Genomic DNA, 25,153 nt, shown 5'->3' with positions numbered 1-25,153 from the left:
TCGCAGGCGAGGAAGTTTAGCCTTGGACGATTGTGCGGTTATTCACCGGTCGGGATAACTTTGCCGATATACGGCAGATGGCGATAGCGCTGGGCGTAATCGATACCAAAGCCGACCACGAACTCATCGGGAATGGTAAAGCCAACGAATTCGACGGTGACGTCCACTTCGCGACGCTCTGGCTTATCCAGCAAGGTACAAATCGCCAATGACTTTGGCTCGCGCAGGCGCAGGATTTCACGCACTTTGCTCAGCGTGTTGCCGGAATCGATGATGTCTTCCACGATCAGCACATCCTTGCCACGAATATCTTCATCAAGATCTTTGAGGATTTTCACATCGCGGCTGCTCGACATGCCGCTGCCGTAGCTTGACGCAGTCATAAAATCGACTTCATGCGGCACGTCGATGGCGCGGCACAAATCGGCCATAAACATAAAGGAGCCGCGCAGCAAACCCACCAGCACCATTTCGCTGCCGCTGTCGCGGTAGTGCTCGTTGATCTGCTTGCCCAGTTCGGCAATTCGGGTTGCGATCTCTTGCTCGGAGATCATCACGTCGACGGTATGTTTCATTGCATGCGTCCAGTTACGGTTTTTGGAAAGCCACGAAGTCTATCATAGTCGAGCCAGCGTCTAACGCCGCGCACAGAACGCAAACGATTCCGTAGCGAAATTTATCGCGCTGGCGTTAACTGTAGGAACACGTCCGCCCCTTTACCGCCGAGTTCTGGAGTTCCTATGACCGCTTCATCCAGTAAAAAAACCAAGATTGGTACGCGCGAGCTGCACCCGGAAACGCAGATGCTGAATTACGGTTACGATCCGCAGTTATCAGAAGGCGCGGTGAAACCGCCGGTGTTTCTCACCTCCACCTTTGTGTTTAACAGCGCCGAAGAGGGGCAGGACTTTTTCGATTTCGTCGCCGGGCGCAAGCAGCCGCCGGAAGGCAAAAGTGGCGGACTGGTCTATTCACGCTTCAACCATCCGAACAGCGAAATCGTTGAGGATCGGCTGGCGGTGTATGAAGGCGCGGAAAGTGCGGCGCTGTTCTCCTCCGGCATGTCGGCGATTGCCACCACGCTGCTGACGTTTGCGCGTCCGGGTGAAGTGATTCTGCATTCCCAGCCGCTGTACGGCGGCACCGAAACGCTGCTGAGCAAAACGCTGCACGATTTGGAGATTAAAGCGGTGGGTTTCAGCGATGGCACCGATGAAGATAAGGTGCATGAAGCGGCGAAGCTGGCGTGGCAGCGCGGACGCGTGGCGCTGATTCTGATTGAAACGCCCGCCAATCCCACCAACAGTTTGGTGGACATCCAGTTGATGCAGCAAGTGGCGGATGTGATTGCGCAGCAGCAAGGTTCACGGCCGATTCTCGCCTGCGATAACACGCTGCTCGGGCCGGTTTTTCAGCAGCCATTGCTGCATGGCGCAGATTTGTCGCTCTATTCACTGACCAAATATGTCGGCGGCCATTCGGATCTGATTGCCGGTGCGGTGCTGGGTAGCAAAGCGCTGGTCGGCAAAGTGCGCTCACTGCGCAGCGCCATCGGTACGCAGCTGGATCCGCACTCCAGCTGGATGATTGGCCGCTCGCTGGAAACGCTGTCGTTGCGTATGGAGAAAGCCACCAGCAATGCCGAAAAAGTGGCGGCGTTTTTACGCGATCATCCGCAGGTGGAAAAACTGCATTGGCTGCCGTATCTGGCGGCTGAAAGTCCGGCGGGCAAAACGTATCAGCGCCAGTGCAGCGGCGCGGGTTCAACTTTCTCGTTTGATATTCGTGGCGGGCAAGCGGCGGCGTTCCGTTTCCTTAATACGCTGGAACTGTTCAAGCTGGCAGTGAGCCTCGGCGGCACCGAGTCGCTCGCCAGCCATCCTGCCAGCACCACCCATTCGGGCGTGCCGCAGGATGTACGACAGCGTATTGGCATCACCGATGCGACCGTGCGCTTGTCGATTGGTATCGAACATCCTGACGACCTGATTGAAGATATGCGCCTGGCGCTGGAGGCGTCGGTTAACTGACGCTAAAACCGAGCATCATGCCGGTATCTTCATGCTCCAGCAGATGGCAATGCGCCATGTACGCATTGTCGGCGTTGGCGACATAGTTGAAGCGCACCAACACTTCGCTGCGCCAGCCGTTAACGCTGACGATGTCTTTCCAGCCTGCGCGATGTGGCGCAGGCGGTTTGCCGTTTTCGGACAGGATGCGGAACTGCGTGCCATGAATATGGAACGGATGCAGCATGTGATCGCCTTCACCGGAAATCGTCCACTTCTCGACTTTGCCCAATTCCATGTTGAACATCGGCTTGGTCATGTTAAATGCCTGGCCGTTGATCTTGTTGCCGTTATGGAAATCATAGGCGACAGTTTTGCCGTGGCTGCCGTGATCCATCGCCATCTCGCCATGATCCATCGGCTTCGTGCTATCACTCATCGCCATGCTGCCATGATCCATTTTCATGCCGCCCATGGCTTTATCGCCGTAACGATCCATCAGCGCTTGCATGCCTTGCTGATCAAGCTGCGGATCCATCATCAGCTGCAGCCAGCGGCTTTGCAGGCCTTCGGTGGCTGGAATGGGCGGCAGATCCACCAACTTGTCCGGCAGCGTTCCGCTGGCCATCACGCGCAGCGGCAGAATGTTGACCAGCGGCAGCGGTTGATCGAACGGCGCCAGCGTCATGCCCATCTGCGTCACCGGCAGCGTCACCACGTCGAAAGCTTTGCCATCTGACGTATCCACCAGCACTTCAAAACGCTCGCCCGGCAGCAGCGGCAAGCTATCGACTTTCACCGGCTCGGCCAGCAATCCGCCGTCGCTGCCAATCACATACAGCGGACGTTGATCGCTAGTGGCAATGTGCAGCGAACGCGCGTTACAGCCGTTAAGCAAACGCAGACGCAGCCAGCCGCGTGGCACCGCATGCTGCGGATATTGCACGCCGTTGGTGAGCATCAGATCGCCAAACCAGCCGACGGCGGCACGCATGATATCGAGCTGATAATCGATTTGCGTTCCCGCTTTGTTCAGCTGCTTATCCTGGAAAATCAGCGGCACATCGTCTTCGCCCCACTGCATCGGAAGACGCAGCTTGCCGGACGCTTCATCTTCCAGCAGCACCAAACCAGCGAGACCTTGCGCCACCTGATAACCGGTTTTGCCGTGGTGATGCGGATGGAACCAGCAGGTCGCTGCGGGTTGATCAGGGGTGAAACTGACCTGACGCGTCGCGCCGGGCGCAATAATCCCTTGCGGGCCGCCATCAACATCGCCGGGGATCTCCAGCCCGTGCCAGTGCAAGGTGGTGGCTTCCGGCAGCTGGTTATGGATGTTCACCGTGACGGCTTTTTCGCGTTGCAGACGCAGCGCGGGTCCGAGCAATCCACCGTTGTATCCCCAGGTAGGCACCGCTTTGCCATTCCATTGGCTGCTACCGGTCATGGCAGTCAAGGTGTATTGCCCGCGGGCATCAGGCTGCAAAATGGAGGGAATCGGTAATAATGGGCGCGTGGCGGCCATTAGTGAGCGGCTCCACAGCGGCAGCGCACCGGCGGCGCTGAGTGCGGCAGTCAACTTTAGAAAATGACGACGTTGCATATTCTTATCCTTGTCGTGAATAAGGGCACAGCGTAAACCTTTACCCTGCGGGAGGGTCAAGCCCTGAAACAGATTGCACTGATAAAATTGGTGGGAATGGCCCGAAAGGGCAAATTTAGCGGAATACCGGCAATAACTGTGCTAACGTCAATAAATTGTCCCTTGTTGAGAATGATTATGACGAAAAGCATCAAGATCCTGCTGCTGGCGGGACTCCTTGGCTTCTCCTCCACCAGTTTTGCCCTGAGCGAATCCGAAGCAGAAGATCTGGCCGACCTCACCGCCGTGTTCGTTTATCTCAAGAACGATTGTGGCTATCAGGATTTGCCGGACGCACAGATTCGTAAAGCGCTGGTGTTTTTTGCCCAACAGAACCGTTGGGATTTAAGCAACTACAGCAATTACAACATGAAATCGCTGGGTGAAGAGAGCTACAAGGATTTGAGCGGTATCGCCATCACTAACGACAAGAAGTGTAAGTCGCTGGCGCGCGATTCGTTGAGTTTGCTGGCTTACGTTAAGTAATCATTGCCCGCTGTCCCCCTCCTCGAATGGTGCTTGCTGTCCCCCTCCTCGGTCCTCCCCCACAAGTGGGGGAGGAAGATGCTGCAATATGCGGCTCTGAGGTTGCATGTGGCAGCGTCTCCTTCCCCCGCTGGCGGGGGAAGGCAGGGATGGGGGACAGCCAGCACAATCTCAATCTAAATCTAAACCGTCAACTCCAAGCCAATACCACGCTCGCGCAGGTCGCGGCACACCGCTTCATCCAGACGGGCATCCGTTACCACATCGGTCAGGCTATCAATCGGCGCGGCGCAATACAGCGACCATGAACCGTATTTACTGCTGTCAGCCAGCAGAACGCGGCGGCGCGCGTTGGCCAGCAGATCCATCTTCAATCCGGCTTTCTCTTCGGTTGGCGTGGTAATCCCGCGTTCGATGCTCCACGAGTTGCAGCTGACAAAGGCAATATCAGGATTGATGCTGCGCAGCAAACGGCGACCGTGTTCGCCAATGCACGACTGGCTGGAATCGTCGATACGTCCACCAATAATGGTGGTTTCGATTTGCTTAAACTCCGACAGAAACAGCGCGATATGCAGATCGGCGGTGATGACCCGCAGCTTGAGGTGCGTCAGCTGGCGCGCCAGCTCCAGCATGGTGGTGCCGGCATCCAGCACCACCGCATCACCCGACTGCACGTAGCTGGCGGCAAACTGCGCGATGGCCTGCTTCTCGGCGAGATTACGCTGCATCTTCTCCAGCGTGGTCGGCTGATTGGGGATAAAGCGATTCAGCGTAACGCCGCCATGGCTGCGGCTGATAACGCCTTCTTTATCCAGCTTGATCAGATCGCGGCGGATCGTCGCTGGCGAGGCAGAAATCGCGCTCACCAGTTGTTCAACAGTGACCAAATTATGGCTCTTCAGATAATCCATAATCTGGTCGAGACGGCTTTGTCCCTTCATCTTTCCCTATGCAAGCTGCATCGCGAGTTTAATGGAGATCGCCATGCTCGCAGAGTTCGCTTTACCTGTCCAGGCGATATCAAACGTGGTGCCAGAGGTGCTTATCCACGTCTATCATAATCTGAGTACAGCTGTTATTTACCGGCAATAAACAGCCGATAAGCGGCAATCACTGCGAGAAAATCGTCGACGCCACAGAAAGAGAGGCTCTCTTCGTCGTAATAAGTCATGCCCTCTTCCATGCCGTCATCTTCCAGCGCCAGCTGGTTGGCACGAATCATCACCTCTTCATCATCCAGCCACAGCGTGTACTCATGCCCGACACGCTGCCACTGATTGATGGTGCCTTTCACCTGTTGGGCGGCGGCCTCAACCTCATCCAGCAACGGCAGATTGTCTTTGACCTCTTCGTTGAACCAGTGCCCCACCGCTTCGTGGTCCATCGACATACGCACTTTGACCTGACCGGTCAAATCACGCAGAAATTCATATTCCATGATTGCCTCATACTGATGACGCGCTGTGCAGCACAGTGTTAGTGCATTTTGTGCGCAGCACGCTGAATAAAGTGGGATCGCGCTCGCATTATGCCTGGAGATGTCAGCGGAAAAAAGGGCATAAAAAAAGGGACGATTTTCATCGTCCCCTTGTTCATCCCGATAACCGATTAAACGGCAGTCTGGAAGATCACTGTGTCGGCTTTGTCAGTGTATTGTCCCAGCTGATCAAAGTTGAGGTAGCGATACGTGTCAGCCGCGGTTTTATCAACCTGCAGCATGAACTGTTGATACTCGTCCGGCGTTGGCAGCTTGCCAAGCAGCGAAGCGACCGCCGCCAGTTCCGCTGACGCCAGGAAGACGTTCGCACCGGTACCCAGACGGTTCGGGAAGTTACGGGTTGAGGTGGAAACCACCGTCGCGCCGTCTGCCACACGCGCCTGGTTACCCATGCACAGTGAACAGCCTGGAATTTCGATACGCGCACCGCTCTTACCAAAGACGCTGTAATAGCCCTCTTCGGTCAGCTGTGCGGCGTCCATTTTGGTTGGCGGCGCAACCCACAGACGTGTTGGCAGTTGGCCTTTATGGGCATCCAGCAGCTTACCGGCCGCGCGGAAGTGACCGATGTTGGTCATGCACGAACCGATGAACACTTCGTCAATCTTCTCGCCCTGCACGTCAGACAACCAACGCGCGTCATCTGGATCGTTCGGTGCGCACAGAATTGGCTCTTTGATCTCGGCCAGATCGATATCGATCACCGCCGCGTACTCAGCATCCGCATCGCCTTCCAGCAGTTGCGGATCGGCCAGCCATTTCTGCATGCCTTCAATGCGGCGCTCCAGCGTACGACGATCGCCGTAGCCTTCCGAGATCATCCACTTCAGCAGCACGATGTTCGAGTTGAGATACTCGATGATTGGCTCTTTATCCAGCTTAATAGTACAGCCGGCAGCAGAACGCTCAGCCGAGGCATCGGTCAGCTCAAATGCCTGCTCAACTTTCAGTTTCGGTAGACCTTCGATTTCCAGCACGCGGCCAGAGAAGATGTTTTTCTTCCCTTTCTTCTCAACGGTCAGCAAGCCAGCTTTGATCGCATACAGCGGGATGGCGTGTACCAGATCGCGCAGGGTGATACCCGGCTGCATTTCGCCTTTGAAGCGCACCAGCACCGATTCCGGCATATCCAGCGGCATCACGCCCGTCGCAGCAGCAAACGCCACCAGACCAGAACCTGCCGGGAAGGAAATACCGATTGGGAAACGGGTGTGTGAGTCACCGCCGGTACCCACGGTATCTGGCAGCAGCATACGGTTCAGCCAGCTGTGGATAACGCCATCGCCCGGACGCAGCGACACGCCGCCACGGTTCATGATGAAGTCTGGCAGCGTATGGTGCGTGGTCACGTCAACCGGCTTCGGATAGGCGGCGGTGTGGCAGAATGACTGCATCACCAGGTCAGCGGAGAAGCCGAGGCACGCCAGGTCTTTCAGTTCATCACGGGTCATTGGACCGGTGGTGTCCTGAGAACCGACAGAGGTCATTTTTGGTTCGCAGTATGAGCCCGGACGGACCCCCTCTACGCCGCACGCGCGGCCAACCATTTTCTGCGCCAGCGAGTAACCGCGGGTGCTAACAGCCACATCTTTGGCTTGCACGAACACATCGCTATGCGGCAGACCCAGCGATTCGCGCGCTTTGGTGGTCAGGCCACGACCGATGATCAGCGGAATACGACCGCCAGCACGGACTTCGTCCAGCAGCACGTCGGTCTTCAGCTCGAAGGTCGCCAGCAATTCGTCGGTTTCGTGATTGCGCACTTCGCCTTTGTACGGGTAAACGTCGATGACATCGCCCATGTTCAGACGATCAACGTCAAGCTCGATCGGCAAGGCGCCAGCATCTTCCATGGTGTTGAAGAAGATAGGAGCGATTTTACCGCCGAGGCACAGACCGCCGCCCTTCTTGTTCGGCACGTAAGGAATATCGTCGCCCATAAACCACAGCACCGAGTTGGTGGCGGATTTACGTGAAGAACCGGTACCGACCACGTCGCCGACGTAGGTCAGCGGGAAGCCTTTGGTCTGCAGTGCTTCGATCTGTTTGATCGGGCCAATGTTACCAGCATCGTCGGGTTCGATGCCTTCACGGGCGTTTTTCAGCATTGCCAGCGCGTGCAGTGGAATATCCGGACGTGACCATGCATCCGGCGCCGGAGAGAGGTCGTCGGTGTTGGTTTCGCCGGTCACTTTGAACACGGTGGTGGTGATTTTTTCAGCCAGTTTTGGACGCTTCAGGAACCATTCGGCATCGGCCCAGGACTGGATAATTTTTTTCGCGTGTGGGTTACCCGCTTTGGCTTTCTCTTCGACATCGTAGAAGTTATCGAACATCAGCAGCGTGTGAGACAGGGCTTCAGCAGCAATCGGTGCTAAGGCTTCATCTTCTAGCGCTTCAATCAGCGCATGGATGTTATAACCGCCCTGCATGGTGCCCAGCAGCTCAACGGCTTTTTCGCGAGTAACCAGAGGAGAGTGGGCTTCGCCCTTAGTGACAGCTGCCAGGAAACCGGCTTTTACGTACGCCGCTTCATCAACACCTGGTGGGACACGGTTGACCAACAGGTCGGTCAGGAATTCTTCTTCACCCGCTGGCGGGTTTTTCAGCAGTTCAACCAGCGCGGCCATTTGGGAAGCATCTAACGGCTTAGGTACGATTCCCTGGGCAGCACGCTCGGCAACGTGCTTACGGTATTCTTCTAGCACGACGTTCTCCTCGCTCTCATTGTATAGCTTTCCGGTGCACCCCTTGATGCTGTCGAACAGTAGGGTGAGGTGCCCGGTTCCGCGTGGGGCAGCATAGCAGCATTTCGCCTGATTGTTAATCTGTTTACAAAAAAGCAACATTCGTGCGTTTTTTAGCAGCTTCATCTGCAAATTGAGCGGGATCACATAAAAAAGCAGGCTATGAAAGCCTGCTTGTTCTCATGTACGCAGAAGAGTGTTAACGATCAACCAGCATAAATTCGCTGTCGTTATAGCGTTCGCCCAGAATATTTTTCTCGCTAAATAACTCGTCCAGCGTGGCGACATCCGTATGAAGTATTGCTAAATCGGCGGCGGCACAGTTCTGTTCCAGATGGGCGATTTTACTGGCGCCTGGAATCGGCACAATAGACTCGCCTTTTGCCAGCACCCACGCTAACGCCAGCTGAGCGGCTGTTGCATCATAACCTGCAGCCATCTCGGTAAGTTGATTTACTAACTTCTGGTTATGAGCCTGCGCATCCTGCTGAAAGCGCGGTAGCGAACGACGGAAATCATCTTCCGCTAAGGTGGCGGCAGCCGGGAATTTGCCGGTCAGAAAGCCGCGTCCCAGCGGGCTGTAAGGCACAAAACCGACGTTCAGTTCACTACATGTGGCGAGGACATCTTGCTCCGGATCGCGTGACCACAGCGAATACTCACTTTGCAGCGCCGAAATCGGATGCACCGCATGCGCGCGCCGCAAGGTGGCGGATGATACCTCAGACAAGCCGAGATATTTCACCTTCCCTTCCCGCACCAGATCGGCCATCACGCCCACCACGTCCTCGATTGGCACCGCCGGATCGAGACGATGCTGATAGAGCAGTTCGATAGTTTCCACACCAAGACGCTGCAAGGAACCTTCGACCGCATGACGAATATGCGCCGGATAGCTATTCACCCCGGTAATCCGCTGCCAGCCTTCGCCCTGATCGGTAATGCGAAAACCAAACTTGGTGGCGACTTTGATATCGCTGCGCCCTTTTATTGCTTTTGCCAATAAGCTCTCGTTGGTGAATGGACCATATACTTCGGCGCTATCGAGAAAATCGACCCCCAGCTCAAATGCCCGCGCCAGCGTGTTCAGCGCCTGTTTCTCATCATTTTGCCCATAGGCGAAGCTCATGCCCATGCAGCCTAATCCCAGCGCCGACACCACCAGTCCCTGATTGCCTAATTGACGTTGTTGCATTGTTTAATCCTCTTCGCTGTTGGTGTTAATGTTATAAACCTCAGCAATCACGGCAACAATTGAGGCATTCTTGCCGATTTAGTGAGTAAAACTCAGCAATGAATAAATACCGTGCGTCTATGCTGGAACTGGAGATGTTTGCTGCCATCGCGCAGCATCTGAGCTTTCGCAAAGCAGCGGAGGAGCGCAACGTCACGCCTTCCAGCCTGAGCCACGCGATGCGCCATTTCGAAGCGCGTTTAGGGGTGCGGCTGCTCAATCGCACTACGCGCAAAGTGGCGCTGACTGAAGCCGGTGAACGCTTTTTACAGCGCATTCAGCCTGCGCTTGCCGATTTGTCGCAAGCGGTGGATGAGCTCAACGACTGGCGCAACGATCCACGCGGCGTATTGCGCATTAGCATGCCGCGCTCGGCGGAAGCGCTGTTCTTCGATACGCTCATTTTGCCGTTCTTGCTGCGCTATCCCGAGATCACACTGGAGATCGACAGCAACGATTCACTGCTGGATATCGTAGAGGCCGGATTTGATGCCGGCGTGCGCTATGGCGATGTGCTGGCGCAGGATATGGTGGCGGTGCCATTTGGCGCACCGATGCGGGCGCTGGCGGTGGCAAGCCCGGCTTTTATTGCACAGCATGGCGTACCGCATCAGCCTGCTGAACTATTGCAATATCCCTGCATAGAAAGACGCTTTCCCAGTGGACGACGTTATCGCTGGGAATTCTGGCAGGATGGCCGCAAACAGGAAGTGGCGGTGAAAGGGTCGCTGGTGCTGGATAACAATGAGCGGATATTACAGGCAGCCCGTGCGGGCGTAGGCATTGCCTTTCTGCATCAAGGTACGGTGCGGGAAGATTTAATTCGCGGTGACTTAGTAGAAATACTGGCGGACTTCACTCAGGTAGAAGAAGGATTCTGGCTCTACTATCCGAGCCGTAAATATCTTTCTGCTCCGCTAAGGCATTTTATTGATTGGCTTAAAGAAATTAATATATAATTAAAAACATCCATTACTCGATCTATTTAAATGGTTAGATAATATATGAATCCATTAATCATAAATAATTTTATAATTAAGGTGAAATATAAAAAGTTTGGCGTACACTGCCTGCGGGCGCTTGAGGCAACTTGCTTCAAGCTGAAAAGATTGGGGTAGGTTGTGGAGAGTGAACCCGTGAGATTAATTTTCATTAACCACACGGGTGAGCGACTTAACACCCTAACACCTAGACAATGTCAGGGTAGTCGCTTGCTCGTGCTAAATCAAGAGGAACGTGACTATGAAGTCTATATTCAGCAAGCTGATTATCAGCGAGCTCATTCTATTAGGATTGTGTCTGGTTAATCGCAGTTCACTCTGTGAATTACGATTACGGATATTCACTGCTGAATTATCGGCTGTTATGGCTTACGAAGCACAACAGTAAAACTTCATTAGCGGGAGTTCGCTCCCGCTATTCCGGCATTGCGCATGTGTTAGCTCTCGCGCCTTTTTTATCTCTTTATTTAAATAGAACCACTAATAAAAAACGGCTCCTTAAAGGAGCCGTTAATTTATTCTAAGCGCAAACTTATTTCTTTTTCGCTTTCGGGTTCGGCAGGTCAGTGATGCTACCTTCGAACACTTCGGCAGCCAGGCCAACTGATTCATGCAGCGTTGGGTGCGCGTGAATGGTCAGAGCGATATCTTCGGCATCACAGCCCATTTCAATCGCCAGACCGATTTCACCCAGCAGCTCGCCGCCGTTGGTGCCGACAATCGCACCACCGATAACACGGTGAGTCTCTTTGTCGAAGATCAGTTTAGTCATGCCGTCTGCACAATCAGACGCAATAGCACGGCCTGAAGCTGCCCACGGGAAGGTGGACACTTCGTAGCTGATGCCTTTCTCTTTGGCTTCTTTCTCGGTCAGACCAACCCAGGCAACTTCTGGCTCGGTATAAGCAATGGATGGGATCACTTTCGGGTCGAAGTAGTGCTTCAGACCCGAGATCACTTCCGCCGCTACGTGGCCTTCGTGCACACCTTTGTGCGCCAGCATTGGCTGACCCACGATGTCACCGATAGCGTAGATGTGCGGTACGTTGGTGCGCATCTGCTTGTCGACGCGGATAAAGCCGCGATCGTCCACTTCCACGCCTGCTTTACCCGCATCAAGGCCTTTACCGTTCGGTACGCGACCAATCGCCACCAGCACCGCATCATAACGCTGTGCGTCAGCTGGCGCTTTTTTGCCTTCCATCGATACGTAGATACCGTCGTCTTTCGCTTCAACAGCGGTCACTTTGGTTTCCAGCATCAGGTTGAATTTCTTGCTGATACGCTTGGTGAAGACTTTGACCACGTCTTTATCGGCAGCCGGAATCACCTGGTCGAACATCTCAACCACGTCGATCTCTGAACCCAGCGCTTTATAAACGGTGGCCATTTCCAGACCGATGATGCCGCCGCCCATAACCAGCAGACGCTTCGGCACTTCTTTCAGTTCCAGCGCATCGGTTGAATCCCACACGCGCGGATCGTTGTGCGGAATGAATGGCAGTTCGATTGGACGAGAACCGGCCGCGATAATCGCGTTATCGAAGTTAATGGTGGTTGCGCCACCTTCACCTTCGACCACCAGCGTGTTAGCACCGGTGAATTTGCCGAGGCCAGTCACCACTTTCACTTTACGACCTTTCGCCATACCCGCGAGGCCGCCAGTGAGCTGGTTGATCACCTTCTCTTTCCACGAACGAATTTTGTCGATGTCAGTTTGCGGCTGGCCAAACACGATACCGTGCTCTTCCAGGGCTTTTGCTTCGTCGATCACTTTGGCGACGTGCAGCAGCGCTTTTGACGGGATACAGCCTACGTTCAGACAAACACCGCCAAGGGTGCTGTAACGCTCAACGATTACGGTTTCCAGACCTAAATCAGCGCAACGGAAGGCTGCAGAGTAACCTGCAGGACCTGCCCCAAGTACCACGACTTGAGTTTTAATCTCTGTACTCATCATGACCTCTTGTTTGATTACCGGCAGTCAGGAAAAAGCTTTTCCCAAGCTCTAATGCCCTATATCCGCCGGGACATTTCACCGCGAGAGTTTACAGAATTGTTAACAAACTGCCAACCGCGGCAACATTGAATGCTTACAACAAGGCCGGCTTTCGCCGGCCTTGATTAACTTCACATCACCAGACGGCGAATGTCGGACAGTGTGTTGTTGATGATGGTGATAAAGCGCGCACCATCAGCACCGTCGATCACACGGTGGTCGAAGGAGAGTGAGATCGGCATCATCAGACGCGGCTCAAACTCTTTACCGTTCCACACCGGTTCCATCGCTGACTTGGAAACACCGAGGATAGCCACTTCCGGCGCGTTGACGATTGGCGCGAAGTGCGTGGTGCCCAGGCCGCCAAGGCTGGAGATGGTGAAGCAACCGCCCTGCATGTCGCCGGCGGTCAGCTTGCCATCACGCGCTTTCTTGGAAATCGCCATCAGCTCGCGGGACAGTTCAGTGATGCCTTTCTTGTTCACATCTTTGAACACTGGAACCACCAGACCGTTTGGCGTATCAACCGCCACACCGATGTTGATGTATTTCTTCAGCGTCAGTTTCTGTGCATCTTCAGACAGTGAACTGTTGAAGCGTGGCATCTGCTCAAGAGCAGCGGCAACGGCTTTCATGATGAACACCACTGGCGTGAATTTCACATCCAGTTTGCGTTTCTCTGCTTCGGCATTCTGCTGTTTGCGGAACGCTTCCAGATCGGTGATATCGGTTTTGTCGAAGTGTGTAACGTGCGGGATAACCACCCAGTTACGGCTCAGGTTGGCACCGGAGATTTTCTGGATACGGCCCAGTTCCACTTCTTCAATTTCGCCGAACTTACTGAAGTCCACTTTCGGCCAAGGCAACAGACCTGGCAGGCTTCCGCCGCTGGCTGCTGCAGCCGGAGCCGCTTCAGCGCGTTTCACCGCGTCTTTGACGTAAGTCTGCACGTCTTCTTTCAGGATGCGACCTTTACGGCCGGTGCCTTTGACTTTCGCCAGGTTAACACCGAACTCGCGCGCCAGACGACGAATCACCGGCGTCGCGTGTACGTAAGCATCGTTCTCAGCGAACTCGCCTTTCGCATCGGCTTTCGCTGCTACTGGGGCCGCTGCCGGTTTCGCGGCTTCTGCCGCTGGAGCCGCTTCCTGCTTAGCCGCAGGCGCCGCAGCCGGTGCCGCGCCTTCCACTTCGAACACCATGATCAGTTTACCGGTGCTGACTTTATCGCCAGTCGACACTTTCAACTCTTTCACGGTACCGGCGAACGGTGCAGGCACTTCCATTGAGGCTTTGTCGCCTTCAACCACGATCAGGGATTGCTCAGCAGCGACTTTGTCGCCCACTTTCACCAGGATCTCGGTGACTTCAACTTCGTCGCCACCAATGTCCGGCACGTTGACGTCTTTAGCGCCAGACGCCGCAGGTGCTGCTGCTGGAGCCGCTTCCTGTTTAGCTGCTGGAGCAGCCGCCGGCGCAGCGCCTTCTGCTTCGAACACCATGATCAGTGAACCGGTGTTCACTTTGTCGCCGGTGGAGATTTTGATCTCTTTCACCACGCCCGCGAACGGTGCCGGGACTTCCATTGAGGCTTTGTCGCCTTCAACGGTGATCAACGACTGCTCAGCCGTTACGGTGTCGCCCACTTTGACCAGGATCTCAGTGACTTCAACTTCGTCGCCGCCGATGTCCGGTACGTTGACTTCTTTGCTGACCGCAGCAGCGGCAGCAGCTGGAGCAGGAGCGGCTTCCGCTTTCTTCTCTTCTGCTGGCGCTGGCGCCGCTTCTGCGGCACCTTCTGCGTCAAAAATCATAATCAGCGAGCCGGTTTCTACTTTGTCGCCGGTCGAGATTTTGATCTCTTTAACCACGCCCGCCTGCGGCGAAGGCACTTCCATGGAGGCTTTATCGCCTTCCACGGTGATCAGCGACTGTTCAGCTTCAACTTTGTCGCCCACCTTTACCAGGATTTCGGTGACTTCAACTTCGTCTGCCCCGATGTCCGGTACGTTAATTTCGATAGCCATTACTCTCTTACCTCTTATGCCAGACGCGGGTTAACTTTATCGGCGTCGATATTGAATTTGGTGATGGCTTCTGCCACCACTTTCTTATCGATTTCACCGCGTTTAGCCAGCTCACCCAGCGCAGCCACAACCACATACGATGCATCCACTTCGAAGTGGTGACGCAGGTTTTCACGGCTGTCAGAACGACCGAAGCCATCGGTACCCAACACGCGATAATCGCTGGAAGGCACGTAGCTGCGAACTTGTTCTGCGAACAGCTTCATGTAGTCGGTCGATGCGACGGCCGGTGCTTCGTTCATCACTTGCGCGATGTAAGGTACGCGTGGCTCATCGGTTGGGTGCAGCATGTTCCAGCGCTCACAATCCTGACCATCACGCGCCAGCTCGGTGAACGAGGTTACGCTGTAGACGTCAGAAGCGATGCCGTAATCTTTCGCCAGGATCTGCGCGGCTTCACGCACGTGACGCAGAATTGAACCTGAACCCAGCAGCTGCACTTTGCCTTTGCTACCTTCTACGGTTTCCAGCTTGTAGATACCCTTACGGATACCCTCTTCCGCACCCTGCGGCATCGCAGGCATGTGGTAGTTTTCGTTCAGCGTGGTGATGTAGTAGTAGATGTTTTCCTGCGCTTCGCCGTACATACGCACCAGGCCATCTTGCATGATGACCGCGATTTCGTACGCGTAAGACGGATCGTAAGAGATACAGTTCGGGATAGTCAGCGACTGAATGTGGCTGTGACCATCTTCGTGCTGCAAACCTTCGCCGTTCAGCGTAGTGCGACCTGAAGTACCGCCAACCAGGAAGCCGCGTGCCTGCATATCGCCGGCCAGCCACATCAGATCGCCGATGCGCTGGAAGCCGAACATCGAGTAATAGATGTAGAACGGAATCATCGGCAGGTTGTTGGTGCTGTAAGAGGTCGCCGCCGCCAGCCAGGATGAACCTGCGCCCAGCTCGTTGATCCCTTCCTGCAGAATCTGGCCTTTCTCGTCTTCTTTATAGTACGCAACCTGCTCGCGGTCCTGCGGGGTGTACTGCTGACCGTTCGGGCTGTAGATACCAATCTGACGGAACAGACCTTCCATACCGAAGGTACGGGCTTCGTCGGCAAGGATTGGAACCAGACGATCTTTGATCGACTTGTTCTTCAGCATCACGTTCAATGCACGCACGAAGGCGATGGTGGTGGAGATCTCTTTATTCTGCTCTTCCAGCAGTGGACGGAACTCTTCCAGCGTTGGCATTTCCAGCTTCTCGCTGAACTCAGCCTGACGCGTTGGCAGGTAGCCGCCCAACTTCTCACGCTGACCGTGCAGATAGTTGTACTCTTCAGAGCCTTTTTCGAAGGTGACGTATGGCAGCTCTTCGATTTTGTCATCGGCCACCGGCACATTGAAGCGATCGCGGATGTAGCGAACGCCATCCATGTTCATCTTCTTAACCTGGTGCGCGATGTTTTTACCTTCAGCAGTGTCACCCATGCCATAACCTTTGATGGTATGGGCCAGAATCAGCGTTGGCTGACCTTTGGTGTCCTGCGCTTTTTTCAGTGCAGCGTAGACTTTCTTCGGATCGTGGCCGCCGCGGTTCAGCGCGAAGATCTCTTCGTCTGACCAGTCTTTCACCAGAGCTGCGGTTTCCGGATATTTACCGAAGAAGTGCTCACGTACGTACGCGCCGTTACGGGATTTGAAGGTCTGATAATCGCCATCAACGGTTTCGTTCATCAGCTGAATCAGCTTGCCGCTGGTGTCCTGACGCAGCAGTTCATCCCAACGACCGCCCCAAATCACTTTGATCACGTTCCAGCCAGCACCGGCAAAGATGCCTTCCAGCTCGTTGATGATCTTACCGTTACCGGTGACCGGGCCGTCCAGACGCTGCAGGTTACAGTTGATGATGAACACCAGGTTGTCCAGCTTCTCACGGGTAGCGATGGTGATCGCACCTTTGGATTCCGGCTCATCCATCTCGCCATCACCGAGGAAGGCGTAAACGGTTTGTGCTGAGGTGTCTTTCAGACCGCGGTGTTCCAGATACTTCAGGAATTTCGCCTGATAGATCGCGTTCAACGGACCCAGGCCCATTGATACGGTTGGGAACTGCCAGAAGTCCGGCATCAGTTTCGGGTGCGGGTAAGAAGAGAGACCTTTGCCCTGCACTTCCTGACGGAAGTTGTTCATTTGGTCTTCGCTCAGACGACCTTCAAGGAAGGCGCGGGCGTAGATACCTGGAGAAATGTGACCCTGGAAGAAAACCAGATCGCCGCCGTCTTTGTCGCTACGCGCGCGGAAGAAGTGGTTAAAGCACACTTCATAAATGGTCGCGGAAGACTGGAAGGAGGACATGTGGCCGCCAAGCTCCAGATCTTTCTTCGACGCACGCAGCACCGACATGATGGCGTTCCAACGAATTGCGGAACGGATACGACGTTCAAGAGAGGTGTTGCCCGGATAGTCCGGCTCATCTTCAACAGCAATAGAGTTAATGTAGTTGCTGATTGCAGAGGAACCTGCGGCAACTTTCACGCCACCTTTGCGTGCTGCACTCATTACCTGATCAATCAGATACTGCGCGCGCTCAACACCTTCTTCACGGATGACCGATTCGATCGCTTGTAGCCAATCACGAGTTTCGATCGGATCCACGTCATTCTGTAAACGTTCTGACATGGGGTGTATTCCTTATCTGTGTCTAATACGTTGAAATTATCAGGAGCCTGTCTTCTTGTGCTTTGCTTCTGGTTCACAGCACAAGAAGACAGGCCCGTCGTGTTTTCCGCACGTTCGTTGCCGTGCGTTATTCCTTACGTTGCTGTAAACGACGCAGGGAGCGTTCACGACGACTCTGCTCCCGACTTCTATCCAGCAAGATTTCCTCAATGAACGCCAGGTGACGATGAGATGCCTCGCGTGCTTGTTCTGGCTCACGAGCCACAATCGCCTCGTAGATACTGGCGCGGTGACCGCTCACTTTCGCCAGCATTTCCCGACGAGCGTAGAGCAATTCAAAATTCTGACGGACGTTTTGTTCCAGCATAGGGCCCATGGAACGCAGCAGATGCAGCAACACCACATTATGGGCGGCTTCTGTGACAGCGATCTGATACTTCATCACTGCATCCGCTTCGGCGTCGAGATCGCCGCTGTCCTGTGCCTGCTGAATATGAACATGGCAGTCGCGGATGCGCTGCAGATCTTCATCGGTTCCCCGTAGTGCCGCGTAATAGGCAGCAACGCCTTCCAGCGCGTGGCGGGTTTCCAGCAGGTCAAACTGAGATTCTGGATGTTCGGCAAGCAGACCGACCAGCGGGTCGCTCAGGCTTTGCCAGAGATTTTTTTGGACGAAGGTGCCGCCGCCCTGACGACGTAGCAGCAGGCCTTTAGCTTCCAGGCTCTGAATCGCTTCGCGCAGGGATGGACGTGAGACATCAAACTGTTTCGCCAGTTCACGCTCAGGGAGCAGTTTTTCACCCGGCTGGAGCGTCCCTTCCATAATGAGGGATTCCAGCTGTTGCTCAATCGCATCGGAGAGCTTGGGTTGGCGAATTTTACTGTAGGCCATCTTCCCTTCTTATCAGCCAAACGTCCGGAGTAAATTGGTAATACCAATTGAAAAATGGTGCCGGTAAAGTAACAAAGTATTCACCTTGTGTCTATATGGGTGCGGTCACACTTCATGTGATGATCGCAGCGCTGGTGCGCCAACCTACCGGCATCAAGCGAGAAATCCCCCGCACGCGGCAAATGTTAATGAATTGCACTTTTACCTAACCTTACACTGAGTTAGCGCCCAGAAAACGGCCCAACCATAAGGGAAACCTATTCGTGTTCACCCTTTTTTCATGGCAGAAATACTGCGACGGGCGCGCAGAGGATGCTGCTGCTTTTTCAGTCATCTCTCAGCACAAAAAGCAAAAGCAGGTGCAAACTGACGCGCTTATCACTATTCTGAACGCCGTGGTAGCTCATGCATGCACACAGCACGCCAGATACCGTAAAGAAAAGAATACATTAAGGTAAACAGCCTTACAGTGCGCGCACTGCAGGTGCACAATAACAACATCACGAGGTTTGTATGGAACAACAGCATGGCGACACGCTGCACCGCGGCTTAAAGAATCGCCATATTCAGCTGATTGCGCTGGGCGGAGCCGTAGGTACTGGCCTGTTTCTGGGTAGCGCATCAGTGATTCAATCGGCCGGTCCGGCCGTGATTCTGGGATATGCGATTGCCGGTTTTATTGCCTTTCTGATCATGCGCCAACTCGGCGAGATGGTGGTTGAAGAGCCGGTTGCCGGCAGCTTCAGTCACTTCGCCTACAAATATTGGGGCAACTTCGCCGGTTTCGCCTCGGGCTGGAACTATTGGGTTCTGTATGTGCTGGTTGCCATGGCCGAACTCACCGCTGTGGGCAAGTACGTACAATTCTGGTGGCCTGACTTCCCTACCTGGGCCACCGCCGCCATCTTCTTTGTATTGATCAACGCCATTAACCTGACCAACGTCAAAGTGTTCGGTGAGATGGAGTTCTGGTTCGCGATTATCAAAGTGGTCGCGGTCATCGGCATGATTCTGTTCGGTGGTTGGTTGCTGTTTAGCGGCAACGGCGGCCCGCAGGCGAGCGTCAGCAACCTGTGGGATCAGGGCGGCTTCCTGCCTCACGGCATGACCGGATTGGTGATGATGATGGCAATCATTATGTTCTCGTTTGGTGGTCTGGAGCTGGTGGGCATCACTGCCGCAGAAGCCGACAATCCACAAGAGAGCATCCCGAAAGCCACCAATCAGGTGCTGTGGCGTATTCTGATTTTCTATATTGGCTCACTGGCGGTGCTGCTGTCGCTGCTGCCGTGGACGCGCGTGACGGCGGATACCAGCCCGTTCGTGCTGATTTTTCATGAGCTGGGCGATGCCTTTGTGGCCAACGCGCTGAACGTGGTAATCCTGACGGCGGCGCTGTCGGTCTACAACAGCTGCGTTTACTGCAACAGCCGCATGCTGTTCGGCCTGGCGCAACAGGGTAACGCGCCGAAAGCATTGCTGAAAGTGGACAGTCGCGGCGTGCCGGTCGCCACCATTTTGGTCTCAGCCGTAGCGACCCTGCTGTGTGTACTGATCAACTACCTGATGCCAGGCGAAGCCTTTGGCCTGCTGATGGCGCTGGTGGTTTCCGCACTGGTGATCAACTGGGCGATGATCAGCCTCGCGCATCTGAAATTCCGTAAAAAGAAAGACCAGCAAGGTGTCACCACGCGCTTCAAAGCGGTGCTCTATCCGCTGGGTAACTGGATCTGCCTGGTGTTCCTCGCTGGTGTGTTGGTCATTATGCTGATGACGCCGGGTATGGCGATTTCGGTATGGCTGATCCCGGTTTGGCTGGTGATTCTGGCTATCGGTTACACCATCAAGAACAAACTACAGAAAGCGTAATGTTGTTACCTGCCCGGCACGCTGTTGCCGGGCAGCACTTCTGATCTGGCTCACACTTTTCCCCGCCCGCGCGTTTTGTCCATCTACCCGACCATTTGCTCCCCAGCAGATTACTGATTTTGCACAGATAATTCCTGCTCATCATATCGCTGGAGACGATCAATGAAAGGAGCAGCCCTCTCGTTCAGAGAGAAACTGGGATATGGCATGGGCGATGCCGGATGCAACATGATTGGCGGTGCCATCATGCTGTTCCTCAATTATTTCTACACTGATGTGTTTGGTTTAGCCCCGGCGCTGGTCGGTACGCTATTACTGTCGGTACGCGTACTTGATGCGGTAACCGATCCGATCATGGGCGCGATTGCCGATCGTACGCACAGTCGCTGGGGCCGCTTCCGTCCATGGCTGCTGTGGGTTTCCGTGCCTTACGTGCTGTTTAGCGTGCTGATGTTCACCACGCCGGAGTGGAGCTACGACAACAAGGTTATCTGGGCGTTTGTCACTTACTTCCTGATGTCACTCACTTACACCGCCATCAACATTCCTTACTGCTCGCTGGGCGGTGTGATCACCAACGATCCGGGTGAGCGCGTGTCATGCCAGTCCTATCGCTTTGTGATGGTGGGCATTGCCACGCTGATCCTCTCACTTTCGCTGTTGCCGATGGCCGAATGGTTTGGCGGCGACAACAAAGCGCGCGGTTACCAAATGGCTATGGGCGTGCTGGCGCTGATCGGTTTGGCAATGTTCCTGTTCTGTTTTGCCAATGTGCGTGAACGCATTCATCCTGCGACGCCAAGCAACGATGATTTGAAACAAGATTTGCGCGACGTGTGGAAAAACGATCAGTGGGTGCGCATTCTGCTGCTCACCTTCTGCAACGTCTGCCCCGGTTTTATCCGCATGGCTGCCACCATGTATTACGTTACCTGGGTGATGGGGCAATCAACGCACTTTGCCACGCTATTTATCAGCCTTGGCGTCATCGGCATGATGTTCGGCAGCACGCTGGCGAAAATCCTCACCGATCGCTGGTGCAAGCTCAAGGTGTTCTTCTGGACCAACATCGCGCTGGCGCTGTTCTCCTGCGGCTTCTACTGGATTGATCCGCACGCCACCGTCACGGTAGTCATCGCCTACTTCCTGCTGAATATCCTGCACCAGATTCCCTCGCCGCTGCACTGGTCGCTGATGGCCGACGTGGATGATTACGGCGAATGGAAAACCGGCAAACGCATCACTGGTATGAGCTTCTCCGGCAACCTGTTCTTCCTCAAAGTGGGGCTGGCGGTTGCGGGGGCGATGGTCGGTTTCCTGTTATCGATTTATGGCTACGATGCCGGCGCAAAACAGCAGGCCCCCAACGCGATTAACGGCATCATGCTGCTGTTCACGGTGATTCCGGGCGTGGGATATCTGATCACTGCCGGCGTGGTGCGTTTAATGAAAGTGGATCGCAACTTAATGCGTACGATTCAGGCCGACCTGGCGCTGCGCCGTGCCCATTCACACCACGAATCCCCTATCGCGTCCTCTGCGACCGCGCAACCTGGAGAGATCAAATGAGCTGGCCCAATCCTTTTATTACGCAACGCGCCGATCCCTTTATTCTGCGCCATGCCGATGGCTACTATTTTATCGCCTCGGTGCCGGAATATGACCGACTGGAGATTCGCTATGCCTCAACGCTGGCTGGCCTGATTGAGGCAGAAGCGGTAACGGTGTGGCACAAACCGGATACCGGCCCGTTTAGCGCGCTGATCTGGGCGCCAGAACTGCATCACATCAACGGGCAATGGGTGATCTATTTCGCCGCCGCACCGACGCGGGCGATAAAAGATGGCCTGTTCCAGCACCGCATGTATGCGCTGGTGTGTAATGATGCCGATCCGCTGAGCGGTAACTGGCAGCCCTGCCGCCGCGTACATACGCCCATCGACTCCTTCTCACTGGACGCCACCTACTTCCACCATCAAGGTAAACACTGGTATCTGTGGGCGCAAAAAGATCCGGCGATTCCCGGAAACTCTAACCTGTATCTCGCCGAGTTGCTCAATCCGTGGACGCTAAAAAGCGCCCCGCTGATGCTGAGCCGACCGGAGTATGAATGGGAGTGCGCAGGATTTAGCGTTAATGAAGGACCGGCGGTGATTCAGCATGGCGACCAGCTGTTTGTCACCTATTCCGCCAGCGCGACCGATGAAAATTACTGTCTGGGGATATTAAGCATTGATGTGTTGGCCGATCCGCTCAACATCAACGCCTGGCGTAAATCCGCGCGACCGGTATTTGCCACCAGCTGGGATAATCAGCAGTACGGGCCGGGACACAACAGCTTTACGGTGGATGAAGCGGGAAGAGCGGTGCTGGTGTATCACGCGCGCAATTACACCGAAATTGAGGGCGATCCGCTGTGGGATCCGAATCGCCATACGCGCTTGAAATATTTCGACTGGCGTGAAGACGGCACACCGGATTTTGGCGTGCCGCCAGCCGATCACACCAGCGTGCCGTAGATCGTCAACAGCGCGACCACCACCACCAGCACCAGAGAAATACGTTTCGCCAACGCCACTGCAACACGTGGCGTTTCGACTTTATCCATGTGCGGATCGCGCGCCAGCGAGAACTGCGCGAGGCTGGTCAGCACCTGATATTGCGGGCGATGCAGATCGCCCAGCGCGGCAAACCACGCTGGCAGCGCACGTTCGCCGTGGCCGAGCAGCGCGTAAGCCACGCCGGCCAAACGCACGGGGATCCAGTCCAAAATGTGCAGCAGACGATCAACGCCAGACTGCGAGCGCGCCAGCGGCGTCTGATGCTTCGCCAGCCAGCTCTGCCAGGCGCGCAGAAACGCATAACCCACCAGCAGCACCGGGCCGTAAGGTCCACCGACCACAAACCAGAACAGCGGCGCAAGATAGAAGCGGAAGTTAATCCAAATCAGCGCGTTCTGCAGTTCACGCAGGAACTCGCGCTCGCTGCACTCAACCGGCACGCCGTGAATCAGCGTCAGTTCGGCCGCCATCGCCTGATGCGCCGCTTCATCGTCATGGCTCGCGGCTTTGAGATAGCTGTGATAGTGCAGTCGCACCGAACCCGCGCCGATACACAGCAATCCCACCAAAATCCAGAACAGCAGTTGCGCCACGCCAAACAAGATGCCTTTCAGGCTCCACACCACCAGCCAGACGATCAGCATCGCTACCACTGTCATCATCAGCGTGCGCAGCAGGGAAAAACGCTGGCGGCCACGAAACAGCGGCTCCAGCCGATGGTCCAGTTGCCAATGCTCACCCAACTTAAACAGGCGTTCCCAACCTAAAACTAATAACAAGCTAAACAACGTCATACCCGCTCCTGCTGTATCAGGGATTCTCCTGCCTGATGGATTCTTTATAGCGCAACCAGTCAAAAGAGGAACCGGGATCGGTTTTCCGCTCTGGTGCGATATCGCTATGGCCGGTGATGCGCGCAGGCGTCAACGGATAGTGCTGCAGCAGGAGTTGAGTCACCTGCTGCAAAGTCACGTACTGGGCATCGGTATAGGGCAGCGTATCAGTGCCTTCCAGTTCAATGCCCATGGAAAAGTCGTTGCAGCTTTCACGCCCTTCAAACTGCGACACACCGGCGTGCCAGGCACGCTGATCGAAAGAGACGTATTGCACCAGCTCGCCGTCGCGGCGGATTAAACAGTGCGCCGCCACGCGTAAATGGGCGATATCAGCAAAATAGGGATGCGCATCGGCAGGCAACGTGCCGGTAAACAAGCGATCGATCCACGGCCCGCCAAACTCACCGGGCGGTAAGCTGATGTTATGAATCACCAACAGCGAGGGCACTTCATCATTTGGACGCTGATTGAAGTGTGGTGAAGGTACTTTACGCGCGCTGGTAATCCAGCCCTCTTCCAGTTTCATGCTGTTAAATCCTAAGCAAAATCAGGCTGAGAATAACATGTTTCACCCAGCAGACTTGCGACTTAATGCGCCGACGCAGCTGAGTTCAGGATACTAAACATTTCACCGCCAGCAACTGGCAATGACCGATAAATCAGGCTAAGGTGAGCGCACAAAATCTCGTCTTGTGGAGTGGCAAAACCATGGCAACGCGTCGTTACGATCCCGATCATCGCCGTCAGGAACTGATTAAACGTATTGAAAAGGATATCCCGGAAGCCGTTGCCCGGGCGCTTCAGGAGGATTTAGGCGGCGAAGTGGATGCGGATCGCGATATCACTGCGTTGCTGCTGCCGGCAGAAAAACAGGCGGTGGCAAAAGTCATCACCCGTGAAGCCGGTGTTTTTTGTGGTAAACGCTGGGTGGAAGAAGTCTTTATCCAGCTTGGCAATAAAGTCACTCTTACCTGGCATGTTGAAGATGGACAAACACTGGTTGCCGATCAGCTGCTGTTCGAGCTTACCGGTCCGGCGCGCCTGCTGTTAACCGCAGAGCGCACCGCGCTCAATTTCGTGCAAACACTGTCCGGCGTGGCCACCGAGGTCAACCGTTATGTCGCCCTGCTGGCGAGCAGCGAAACCCAGCTGCTTGATACACGCAAGACCTTGCCAGGCCTGCGTACCGCACTGAAATATGCGGTGCTGTGCGGTGGCGGTAACAACCATCGTTTAGGCCTGTCGGATGCTTTTCTTATCAAAGAGAACCACATTATCGCCAGCGGCTCGGTGCGTAACGCCGTAGAAAAAGCGCTGTGGCTGTCGCCTGATGTGCCGGTAGAAGTTGAAGTCGAATCGCTGACGGAACTGCAGGATGCCATCGATGCTGGAGCGGACATCATCATGCTCGATAACTTCAGCCTTGAGATGATGCATGAAGCGGTTGCGCTAACCAACAAGCGAGCTTTACTGGAAGTCTCTGGCAACGTAACCGAAACCACGCTGCCGCAAATTGCCCAGACCGGCGTTGATTATGTTTCTGTCGGCGCGCTGACCAAACATGTGCATGCGCTGGATCTGTCGATGCGTTTCCGCGAACTCTAATGCTCTAAGTCTGCCGCCTGTTAGCGCGGCAGATATGCGAGCTGGCTTCAAAAATGCTGTTAT

Annotated in this window: 20 protein-coding genes and 1 pseudogene; 8 read left to right on the top strand and 13 right to left on the bottom strand. The window is 54.9% G+C overall.

Annotated elements, in window-relative coordinates:
• Window positions 1–38: 38 nt before the first annotated feature.
• Entirely contained in the window at window positions 39–575 is a 537-nt protein-coding gene (hpt, locus tag K5Y32_RS17445; RefSeq protein ID WP_222185286.1) for a hypoxanthine phosphoribosyltransferase, read from the bottom strand.
• Window positions 576–740: 165 nt separating this feature from the next.
• On the opposite strand from hpt, the gene K5Y32_RS17440 reads away from it, so the two are divergent.
• The gene (locus tag K5Y32_RS17440; RefSeq protein ID WP_222185285.1) at window positions 741–2,030 is read left to right on the top strand and encodes a cystathionine gamma-synthase family protein; all 1,290 of its coding nucleotides are present in this window, start codon (window positions 741–743) and stop codon (window positions 2,028–2,030) included.
• Here the strand turns inward: K5Y32_RS17440 and cueO are convergent.
• Window positions 2,023–3,612 carry a multicopper oxidase CueO gene (gene cueO / locus K5Y32_RS17435; protein WP_222185284.1) on the bottom strand — a complete coding sequence of 530 codons (1,590 nt, stop codon included), beginning with the start codon at window positions 3,610–3,612 and terminating at the stop codon, window positions 2,023–2,025. The two genes, K5Y32_RS17440 and cueO, sit on opposite strands and share 8 nt — an antisense overlap.
• 177 nt (window positions 3,613–3,789) lie before the next feature.
• Here cueO and K5Y32_RS17430 point away from each other — a divergent pair, with 177 nt between their 5' ends.
• Window positions 3,790–4,137: a YacC family pilotin-like protein gene (locus K5Y32_RS17430; protein WP_007888732.1), complete on the top strand. Its 348-nt coding sequence runs from the start codon at window positions 3,790–3,792 to the stop codon at window positions 4,135–4,137.
• Between the two features lie 182 nt (window positions 4,138–4,319).
• Here K5Y32_RS17430 and K5Y32_RS17425 read toward each other — a convergent pair whose 3' ends face one another.
• From K5Y32_RS17425 to K5Y32_RS17405, 5 genes and pseudogenes are all read right to left on the bottom strand, one after another.
• Window positions 4,320–5,081: a DeoR/GlpR family DNA-binding transcription regulator gene (locus K5Y32_RS17425; RefSeq protein ID WP_101762081.1), complete on the bottom strand. Its 762-nt coding sequence runs from the start codon at window positions 5,079–5,081 to the stop codon at window positions 4,320–4,322.
• Between the two features lie 6 nt (window positions 5,082–5,087).
• Window positions 5,088–5,174, bottom strand: a pseudogene (locus K5Y32_RS17420) (hypothetical protein); the annotation flags it as partial.
• Window positions 5,175–5,215: 41 nt separating this feature from the next.
• Window positions 5,216–5,578 (bottom strand): protein YacL, encoded by a 363-nt coding sequence (gene yacL / locus K5Y32_RS17415; protein ID WP_101762088.1) that lies wholly within the window; start codon window positions 5,576–5,578, stop codon window positions 5,216–5,218.
• A gap of 170 nt (window positions 5,579–5,748) precedes the next feature.
• Window positions 5,749–8,346, bottom strand: coding sequence for a bifunctional aconitate hydratase 2/2-methylisocitrate dehydratase (gene acnB / locus K5Y32_RS17410; protein ID WP_101762089.1), 2,598 nt, complete (start codon window positions 8,344–8,346; stop codon window positions 5,749–5,751).
• 238 nt (window positions 8,347–8,584) lie between these two features.
• Window positions 8,585–9,580 carry an aldo/keto reductase gene (locus K5Y32_RS17405; RefSeq protein WP_222185283.1) on the bottom strand — a complete coding sequence of 332 codons (996 nt, stop codon included), beginning with the start codon at window positions 9,578–9,580 and terminating at the stop codon, window positions 8,585–8,587.
• 98 nt (window positions 9,581–9,678) lie between these two features.
• On the opposite strand from K5Y32_RS17405, the gene K5Y32_RS17400 reads away from it, so the two are divergent.
• Both K5Y32_RS17400 and K5Y32_RS25070 read left to right on the top strand, forming a co-directional pair.
• Window positions 9,679–10,578 (top strand): LysR family transcriptional regulator, encoded by a 900-nt coding sequence (locus K5Y32_RS17400; protein WP_222185282.1) that lies wholly within the window; start codon window positions 9,679–9,681, stop codon window positions 10,576–10,578.
• A gap of 283 nt (window positions 10,579–10,861) precedes the next feature.
• Window positions 10,862–11,008, top strand: coding sequence for a Hok/Gef family protein (locus tag K5Y32_RS25070; protein ID WP_222185281.1), 147 nt, complete (start codon window positions 10,862–10,864; stop codon window positions 11,006–11,008).
• Window positions 11,009–11,152: 144 nt separating this feature from the next.
• Here the strand turns inward: K5Y32_RS25070 and lpdA are convergent, their stop codons facing one another.
• The 4 genes from lpdA to pdhR all read right to left on the bottom strand — a co-directional run bounded on the left by lpdA (window position 11,153) and on the right by pdhR (window position 18,219).
• Window positions 11,153–12,577 (bottom strand): dihydrolipoyl dehydrogenase, encoded by a 1,425-nt coding sequence (lpdA, locus tag K5Y32_RS17390; protein ID WP_008108560.1) that lies wholly within the window; start codon window positions 12,575–12,577, stop codon window positions 11,153–11,155.
• 173 nt (window positions 12,578–12,750) lie between these two features.
• On the bottom strand, window positions 12,751–14,646 hold the full coding sequence (gene aceF, locus K5Y32_RS17385; RefSeq protein WP_192235708.1) for a pyruvate dehydrogenase complex dihydrolipoyllysine-residue acetyltransferase: 1,896 nt from the start codon (window positions 14,644–14,646) through the stop codon (window positions 12,751–12,753).
• A 14-nt stretch (window positions 14,647–14,660) separates the two neighbouring features.
• On the bottom strand, window positions 14,661–17,327 hold the full coding sequence (gene aceE / locus K5Y32_RS17380) for a pyruvate dehydrogenase (acetyl-transferring), homodimeric type (protein WP_110867538.1): 2,667 nt from the start codon (window positions 17,325–17,327) through the stop codon (window positions 14,661–14,663).
• A gap of 127 nt (window positions 17,328–17,454) precedes the next feature.
• The gene (gene pdhR / locus K5Y32_RS17375; RefSeq protein WP_008108566.1) at window positions 17,455–18,219 is read right to left on the bottom strand and encodes a pyruvate dehydrogenase complex transcriptional repressor PdhR; all 765 of its coding nucleotides are present in this window, start codon (window positions 18,217–18,219) and stop codon (window positions 17,455–17,457) included.
• Window positions 18,220–18,732: 513 nt separating this feature from the next.
• Here pdhR and aroP point away from each other — a divergent pair.
• From aroP to K5Y32_RS17360, 3 genes are all read left to right on the top strand, one after another.
• Window positions 18,733–20,088, top strand: a complete 1,356-nt coding sequence (aroP, locus tag K5Y32_RS17370) for an aromatic amino acid transporter AroP (protein WP_110867537.1) — start codon at window positions 18,733–18,735, stop codon at window positions 20,086–20,088.
• Between the two features lie 162 nt (window positions 20,089–20,250).
• Window positions 20,251–21,657 carry a glycoside-pentoside-hexuronide (GPH):cation symporter gene (locus K5Y32_RS17365; protein WP_222185280.1) on the top strand — a complete coding sequence of 469 codons (1,407 nt, stop codon included), beginning with the start codon at window positions 20,251–20,253 and terminating at the stop codon, window positions 21,655–21,657.
• On the top strand, window positions 21,654–22,607 hold the full coding sequence (locus tag K5Y32_RS17360; RefSeq protein WP_101762097.1) for a family 43 glycosylhydrolase: 954 nt from the start codon (window positions 21,654–21,656) through the stop codon (window positions 22,605–22,607). Before K5Y32_RS17365 ends, K5Y32_RS17360 begins: the two co-directional genes overlap by 4 nt.
• On the opposite strand, the gene ampE is transcribed toward K5Y32_RS17360, so the two are convergent.
• Both ampE and ampD read right to left on the bottom strand, forming a co-directional pair.
• On the bottom strand, window positions 22,589–23,443 hold the full coding sequence (gene ampE, locus K5Y32_RS17355; RefSeq protein ID WP_222185279.1) for a beta-lactamase regulator AmpE: 855 nt from the start codon (window positions 23,441–23,443) through the stop codon (window positions 22,589–22,591). The genes K5Y32_RS17360 and ampE overlap by 19 nt on opposite strands.
• 16 nt (window positions 23,444–23,459) lie before the next feature.
• Entirely contained in the window at window positions 23,460–24,011 is a 552-nt protein-coding gene (ampD, locus tag K5Y32_RS17350; RefSeq protein ID WP_192412383.1) for a 1,6-anhydro-N-acetylmuramyl-L-alanine amidase AmpD, read from the bottom strand.
• A gap of 182 nt (window positions 24,012–24,193) precedes the next feature.
• Between ampD and nadC the strand changes: the two genes are divergently transcribed.
• Complete coding sequence (gene nadC / locus K5Y32_RS17345) at window positions 24,194–25,090, top strand: carboxylating nicotinate-nucleotide diphosphorylase (protein ID WP_222185278.1); 897 nt, start codon at window positions 24,194–24,196, stop codon at window positions 25,088–25,090.
• Window positions 25,091–25,153 lie beyond the last annotated feature (63 nt).

Origin of the sequence: Pantoea sp. DY-15 (assembly GCF_019795935.1) — a bacterium.
GTDB classification, from domain to species: domain Bacteria; phylum Pseudomonadota; class Gammaproteobacteria; order Enterobacterales; family Enterobacteriaceae; genus Pantoea; species Pantoea leporis.
Note: the sequence above shows the minus strand (reverse complement) of the source record. Positions and strands in the feature narration are given on the sequence as shown.